Origin of the sequence: Paenibacillus sp. P3E (genome assembly GCF_001909045.1) — a bacterium.
GTDB lineage: Bacteria > Bacillota > Bacilli > Paenibacillales > Paenibacillaceae > Paenibacillus_AQ > Paenibacillus_AQ helianthi.
Genome location: NZ_LVWH01000044.1, coordinates 1 through 7,186 on the forward strand (window position 1 = coordinate 1; position 7,186 = coordinate 7,186).

General features: G+C 54.1%; 5 protein-coding genes. 4 read left to right on the forward strand and 1 reads right to left on the reverse strand.

Going from position 1 to position 7,186, the window contains the following annotated elements; all coding sequences use genetic code 11:
- Window positions 1–207: transposase (locus A3842_RS06200; RefSeq protein ID WP_074100791.1), on the forward strand; the 207-nt coding region annotated here is incomplete at its 5' end.
- A 169-nt stretch (window positions 208–376) separates the two neighbouring features.
- On the opposite strand, the gene A3842_RS06205 is transcribed toward A3842_RS06200, so the two are convergent.
- Window positions 377–2,314 carry an NAD(+) synthase gene (locus tag A3842_RS06205; RefSeq protein ID WP_074100792.1) on the reverse strand — a complete coding sequence of 646 codons (1,938 nt, stop codon included), beginning with the start codon at window positions 2,312–2,314 and terminating at the stop codon, window positions 377–379.
- 233 nt (window positions 2,315–2,547) lie between these two features.
- On the opposite strand from A3842_RS06205, the gene A3842_RS06210 reads away from it, so the two are divergent.
- The 3 genes from A3842_RS06210 to A3842_RS06220 all read left to right on the forward strand — a co-directional run.
- Window positions 2,548–4,518, forward strand: coding sequence for an AraC family transcriptional regulator (locus A3842_RS06210; RefSeq protein ID WP_074100793.1), 1,971 nt, complete (start codon window positions 2,548–2,550; stop codon window positions 4,516–4,518).
- 176 nt (window positions 4,519–4,694) lie between these two features.
- Window positions 4,695–5,735 carry a LacI family DNA-binding transcriptional regulator gene (locus tag A3842_RS06215; RefSeq protein WP_074100794.1) on the forward strand — a complete coding sequence of 347 codons (1,041 nt, stop codon included), beginning with the start codon at window positions 4,695–4,697 and terminating at the stop codon, window positions 5,733–5,735.
- A 79-nt stretch (window positions 5,736–5,814) separates the two neighbouring features.
- Window positions 5,815–7,186, forward strand: a 1,372-nt coding sequence (locus A3842_RS06220; RefSeq protein ID WP_143186172.1) for an alpha-mannosidase, incomplete at its 3' end; no start/stop codon positions are given.

The following is a 7,186-nucleotide window of genomic DNA, read 5'->3' on the forward strand; positions in this document are numbered from 1 at the left end:
AGCGAGGAAGGTTATGCCCTGGCCGTACGCCGAATGACGGAACCGGAAAGCGTATTTGGACAACTGAAGAATAACCGGGGCTTCCGGCGCTTTCTGCTTCGCGGCATGGAAAAAGTGACGCTTGAGGTCGGTTGGCTTTCGCTTGCCCATAATATGCTGAAGCAAGCCACGGTGGACCAAAAACGCAAGGCCGCGATTCTCCAATAACAGGAGAATCGCGGCCTTGCTGTCTTTTTACTGCCTCTTGAATACATATGGGCTGTTTCTTTTTTTTGAAAATCTACTTATGAGACAGCCCCTTGCCGGTTGTATGCAATGAATGGTTGAATTGTTCAATTGTTGAATTGTTGAATGGCTGCGGTTAAGCGGCTGCCGCCTAGAGTTCTTCCACTTCACGCAGCCATAGAGCGGCAGAAGCATCGCTTGGCATGCGCCAGTCGCCGCGCGGTGAGAGGCTGACCGTTCCCACCTTCGGTCCGTCCGGGAGGCAGGAGCGCTTGAACTGCTGGGTGAAAAAGCGGGTGACGAATACCCGGAGCCAGCTCAACAGCTGCTCCTTGGGATAGGTATCGCCAAAAGCATGCTGGGCTAGATAGAACATTTTGGCGGGAGAAGCGCCGGTCCGCAGCATGTAATACAGGAAGAAATCATGCACTACATAAGGCCCGAGAATATTCTCCGTGAGCTGGACAATCTCTCCTGTAGCGGATGGCGGCAGAAGCTCAGGGCTGATTCCCGTGTCGATGATGTCGTAGAGCAGCTTGTTCACGGTTTCGTCCGCCTCGTGATCGGCATACCAGGCGACGACATATTGAATGAGCGTCTTCGGAATGCCTGAATTGACGCCGTACATGGACATATGGTCTCCGTTATAAGTACACCATCCGAGGGCAAGCTCTGACAGATCCCCGGTGCCGATGACAATGCCGCCGTTCTTGTTGGCCAGATCCATCAGGATCTGGGTGCGTTCCCGGGCCTGAACATTCTCATAGGTCAGGTCGTGAACATCCTTGTCATGGCCGATATCCTCGAAGTGCTGCAGGCAGGCGTCTTTGATGTCCACTACTTTGAGCGAAGCTCCGAGCGCCTTAATAAGGCCGACGGCGTTGTCGTAGGTGCGGTTCGTCGTGCCGAAGCCTGGCATCGTAACAGCCAGTACATCGCTGGCCGGACGGCCGAGCAGCTCCATTGCCCGAACGGCGACGAGCAGCGCCAGCGTGGAGTCCAGGCCACCGGAGATGCCGATCACCGCCTGCTTGGTGCCGATGTGGCGGATGCGCTTCATCAGGCCGGAGGTCTGGATCGCAAGAATCTCCCGGCAGCGGTCGTCCCGCTGCTGGGGATTGCCGGGTACAAACGGATTCACGGCGATGCTGCGGACCAGCTTTCGTCCCGCATGATGGACGCCCGGAGCGGTATAGAACACCTCGCGGTAATTGCGTCCGCCCTTGCCGGCCCGGAAGGTTCCCATCACCGTACGGGAATACTGGATTCTCGGCACGTCGATATCGGCAATGATGATCCGGCTCTCATGGGTAAAGCGCTCGGATTCAGCGAGCATCTGCCCGTTCTCGGCGATCAGCGAGTGGCCGCCGAATACGACATCCGTAGTCGATTCGCCGGTATTGCAGCCGGCGTAGACGTAGCCTGCGATGCAGGAGGCGGACTGGCTGATGACCAACTGGCGGCGGTAGTCGGCTTTGCCTACCAGCTCATTGCTGGCTGAAGGGTTGAACAACAGCGTGGCTCCGGCCTGGGCGAGCAGGCTGCTCGGAGGAACCGGAACCCAGAGATCCTCGCAGATTTCCACACCGAAGGATAGCCCGCCGCTGCCTTCACAGGTGAAGATCAGATCATTGCCGATGGGGACAACCGCTGCACCAACCCGCAGCTCGGAGACCTCAAGCTCCTCGGCCCCGGCAAACCAGCGGGGCTCATAGAATTCACTGTAACCTGGGATGCAGGTCTTCACGACAAGTCCCAGAATTTGGCCTTGCTGCAGCACGGCAGCACAGTTGAACAATCTGCTCTTTATAGCAATAGGCAGACCGGCAATGACGATCAGATTGCGCCCCTCAGTAGCTGCGGTGATCTTCTGCAGTGCTGTAAGCGCAGCCTGCTGGAGCATCGGCTGCAGGAATAAATCCGCACAGGTATAGCCGGTAATAGACAGCTCCGGCAGCACCAGATATTCGACCTGATTCTCATCCGCCTGCCGGATGACATCTATAATTTGCGCTGCATTAAACTCGCAGTCGGCAACCCGCAATTCAGGGGAAGCGGCAGCGACTCTTGCGAATCCGAAATTCTGCATTTGTTTCACCTATCCTTTGTATGAATGACACGTACTAATAATTAATTGTACCCATGATGAGGTATGCATAACAAGTAGGAATGACCGAATGGGGCGTAGGATTGCTATTTTTCGCTATGGACACAGGAGAATCCTTTGCGGAATGGGCCGGAGAAATCACAGCATTTTATTGCAAATGAGAACGATTATCATCTATAATCACGGTATGAAAGAATGGGAGTTGATAGAGGGCCATGAATCTGAAGGACCACATTTTACTGTGGAATCACTCGTTCATAGAAATTATAGATATCCGCCGCAGTTCCTTCAGCGGCAGCGCTGCGGATGGAAGGTACAAGCTGCCGGCCAGCGCTTTTCTATATGTCATCCGCGGCAGTGGCAAGGTGCTTGTAGACGATTATATCTATGAATTCCAGAGCGCAACAATCATTCATGGCGGCAAGGGCATGGTGATAGAGATATTGCGGATAGCGGAGGCGTTGGAGTACTACTTAGTTCTATATAAATCTGTCCCAATGCTTCCTGATCGCAAAAATCTGCTTCCACTTTTGGAGCGCAGCAATCCCTTTAATCACCAGTACACCTTCGTTCCAGGCAATCCACTGACATTATTCGATAAGCTGAACACCATGTATCAGGAGTGGCAGAAGGGCGGAGCGCTTGAGCACTTACAGGTCAAAGCCCTGTTCTATCAATGGGCACACGAGCTGCTCTGGCAACTGCATGCCCAGAACCTTGAGCCGCTGAGACCAGATCCGCTCGATCTGGCCATCCGGTATATGCAGAATCACTATAGTGAGCCTTTCACACTGGAAAAGCTGGCTGAATCCGTAGGCAGCAGCCCCAGAACGTTGTCCAGACTGTACAGAGCCCGCCTTCAGACCAGTCCAGCACAATACTTAATTCGCATCCGCATGGAAAAAGCGCTGGATTTGCTATTGAACACTGAAGCCAGTCTGCATGATATTGCAATCGCTGTGGGGTATCCGGACGGATACTATTTTGGGCGGATGTTCAAGAAATTTTATGGAGCCTCACCTGTAAAATACAAAAATTCACTCCAGAATACGGAGCGTTGGCCGGAAATGTCATCCGTAGTTGCCAGATATGACATTGCCGATGATGTTTTCCTTCGTTATATTGATTATGATAATCATTATCAATATAATTCAGAAGGAGCATTATCCATGTTCAGAAATACAAAACCCTCTCTTTTACTTACCCTGTTGTTATGCTTCACCCTAGTATTAAGTGCCTGTTCTTCAGGAACAGGAAGTTCATCCGCTTCCGGCACCCATGCTCCGGTTACTTCTCCATCCGCTTCAGCAGGCGCTACTGCCGCCACGGAAAGCCCTGCTGCTGATGCGCAGACCCGCACAATTTCTACGGTAAAAGGAGATATTGAGGTCCCGGCGAATCCGCAGCGTGTAGTCGTGCTCTATCTGCTGGGCGATGTGCTGGCACTGGGCGTGAAACCCATAGGCGTATCCGACGTGTACGAAGGAGCCGCATTCGAGGCGGAGCTGAAGGATGTGCAGAAGCTGGGAAGCTGGTTCGAAGCGAGCCCTGAAGTCATTCTCTCGCTGAATCCTGATCTGATTATCGTTCCATCGGAGGATACTTATGAAGCGCTTCATGACATTGCTCCAACCGTGGTGGTACCTTTTGAGACGATGACCGCTGAAGAACGGGTCTCCTTTATTGGACAAGTGCTTGGTAAAGAGGAAGAGGGCAAGAAGCTGTTCGAAGGGTTCCACGCCAACGTAGAGGAAAGCAAGCAAAAGCTTCAGGAAGCCGGCATTCTTGACCATACCATATCGATTATGGAAGGCGGCAATGACCGCAGCATGGCCGTGGTCACACGCAAACAGTTCGGCCGCGGCTCGCAGGTGATCTATGAATACCTGGGAATGAAGGCGCCGGAAATGGTTCAGCAAAAGATCGATTCCGCCACCGGTGGAGACGGCGAACCCGTGTCCTTTGAAGTGCTCGCGAAATACAGCGGGGACTATATCTTCCGGTCTTCCTATAAAGGGATGGCAGATCTGACCCAGGATCCGATCTGGAACAGCATTCCTGCGGTCAAAGACGGCCGGCTGCTGGAGATTGATTTTGGACTTTCCTACTACAGTGATATTTATTCGCTCAATGCCCAGCTCGATTATATTGTGGAGAGCTTGCTTGCAGCCCCGAGAGTGAAATAATGAACAGGGCTAATATTTAGAATAGGGGACAGCAGAAGCCGTAAAAGACTGTTGCTGTCCCTTTTTGCTGCATTCCGATTGTCTGCCGGTGTTGGATGAATACCCGTTCAGTCCTTTTCCATAATGAGGGTATACAATGAATATAACACGTGTTATACTCTTGCCGAGGTGCTGATATGGGCAAAAAAAGAGTGACCAGCTACGATGTTGCGAAGCTGGCCGGAGTATCCCGCAGCGTAGTCTCTGCGGTACTGAATGATACGCCGGGCATCGGCGTCAGCGCGGAGACCCGCGAGAATGTGCTGGCGGCAATCCGCGAATTAAATTACCATGTGGACGCCCAGGCGCGGAGTATGAAGACGGGCCGCAGCATGAGTCTGGCTGCGTTCGGCGACACACGGCATCCGCTGTTCATGCGGCTGCTGGAGGGCATGCAGCAGGAATGTGAGGCGCATGGCTATCACATTCTGCTCTGCTCGCCGGGCCACCGGCCGGACGGCGAAGCGAGAGATGAGCTGGTGGATCTCTACCGCCAGCGGAAGATCGATGGCATCGTGACGCTGGATGATACCAGCTATCACGATGAGGAATGGGCCGCCAAGGTCAGCGAGGCGGGTGTTCCGTATGTTTCCGTGGAAGGCTATGCCGAGGCGGAAGGGGTATGCTCTGTACTGGCCGATTACAAGGGCAGTGTGGAACTGGCTCTGGAGTATTTACTGCGGCCGGGAACCCCGCAGCTGCTGGCTCCGGTGTATGCTGAGGTGTATCATAACGGCGTCCGCAGCTGGGCGGAGCGGACCCGCAGGGAAGCCTATACAAGCTGGTGTGGCGAACGGGGCATGAGCCCTTTTTGGTTCCGGCTTCCCGAGCTGAAAGGGCGGGTGGATTGGGAGGAATGGCTCCTGAAGCTGTCGGAGATCGGGAAGCCAATGCCGCCGCTGCTGGTGAACTGGTCCAGCGGAATTCCTGATTTGTACCGGGCAGCAAGTAAGCTGGGTCTGCACATCGGTGAAGAGCTGCGTGTGATGGCGGCAGACAACACAATCCAGGGCCACCGTCTGAGCCTGCCGGCCTTAAGCTGTGTGGAAATCCCCTACGTAGGCATGGGGCAAGAAGCGGTCCGCCGTGTGCTCAAGCTTATTGAAGCCGGAGATGCCCCAGAGAAGGCCGGAAAGATATGGCTGCCAGCGGTGTTAAGGGCAGGCGAAAGCGCGTAAACGGTTAGCTGTCCTTTGACAAGGGCGGCGCAGCCGTTTCCATTAAATATAACACGTGTTATAAGAGGAGGATGGGCAAATGTTTTGGACAGAGGAGAAGCTGGCTGCCCGGCTGCGGGAGCTGGAAGGATACCGTTACCGTGAGATTGCCAAGCTGAATGATTGGCTGGCGGTGGAGGATAAAGATGGGGCGAATGGGATGTACCCGCCACAACTTGAAGGAGATAGCAAACTTCAACACGGGGATTACTGGACCGGACGGGATGTGTACATCTGGCTTCAGCGGGCAGTGGAAGTGCCTGCAGGGTGGAGTGGGAAACGCGTGGTCGGAATTTTTGACTTCGGCCGGACCGGAGGGGGCAACAATAGCGGCTTCGAGTCGCTGCTATATATTGACGGCAAGCCTTATCAGGGCGTGGATTCCAACCACCAGGAGGTCTTTCTGGAGAAGAATGCCGCAGGGCAGACGCTGGACTTCACTTTCCGCTTATGGTCGGGACTGGAAGGCGGAGGACGTCCGGTTCCCCAGGAGCACCGGATCGTGCGCGCAGAGCTGGCTTGGCTGGATGAGGCAGCTGATAATTTGTATTATACCGGCCGCGCGGCCCTCTCCACATACAAGCAGCTTGCGGATAATCAGCCGGAGAAGCAGGAACTGCTGATGGTGCTTAACCGGGCATTCAACAAGCTGGATTGGTCCAAACCGGGCAGCGCAGACTTTTACATTTCCGTCCAGGAGGCGGAGTCCCTTCTTCTGGAGCAGCTGGCACTGATTGAGCATAAGCATCCTGTAACCGTAACCGCAATCGGCCACACCCATATCGATGTGGCGTGGTTGTGGCGGCTGACCCATACCCGGGAAAAGACGGCACGTTCCTTCTCCACCGTACTCCGGCTGATGAAAGAGTACCCGGAATATATATTTTTGCAGACCCAGCCTCAGCTATATGCTTACATCAAGGAGGATTACCCGGAGATCTATGCGGAAATCCGCAAGCGGGTTGAAGAAGGGCGCTGGGAAGCCGGTGGCGCAATGTGGCTGGAGGCGGATTGTAACCTGACCAGCGGGGAGTCACTGGTGCGTCAGATTCTGTACGGGACGAAGTTTTTCCGGGAGGAATTTGGTGTGGACTGCAAATATTTGTGGCTGCCGGATGTCTTTGGCTATAGCTGGGCGCTGCCGCAGATTTTGCGGAAATCGGGAATTGATACATTCATGACCACCAAAATCAGCTGGAGCCAATATAACCGGATGCCCCATGATACGTTTCACTGGAGAGGCATTGACGGCAGTGAAGTGCTCACTCATTTCATTACCACACCTGAAGGGCCAGACTCCGGCGCCTGGTATTACACTTATAACGGGCTGATTGAACCTTTTTCCGTTCAGGGGATCTGGGATCAGTACCGGGACAAGAATCTGAACCGCGAATTGCTGCTCTCTTATGGAT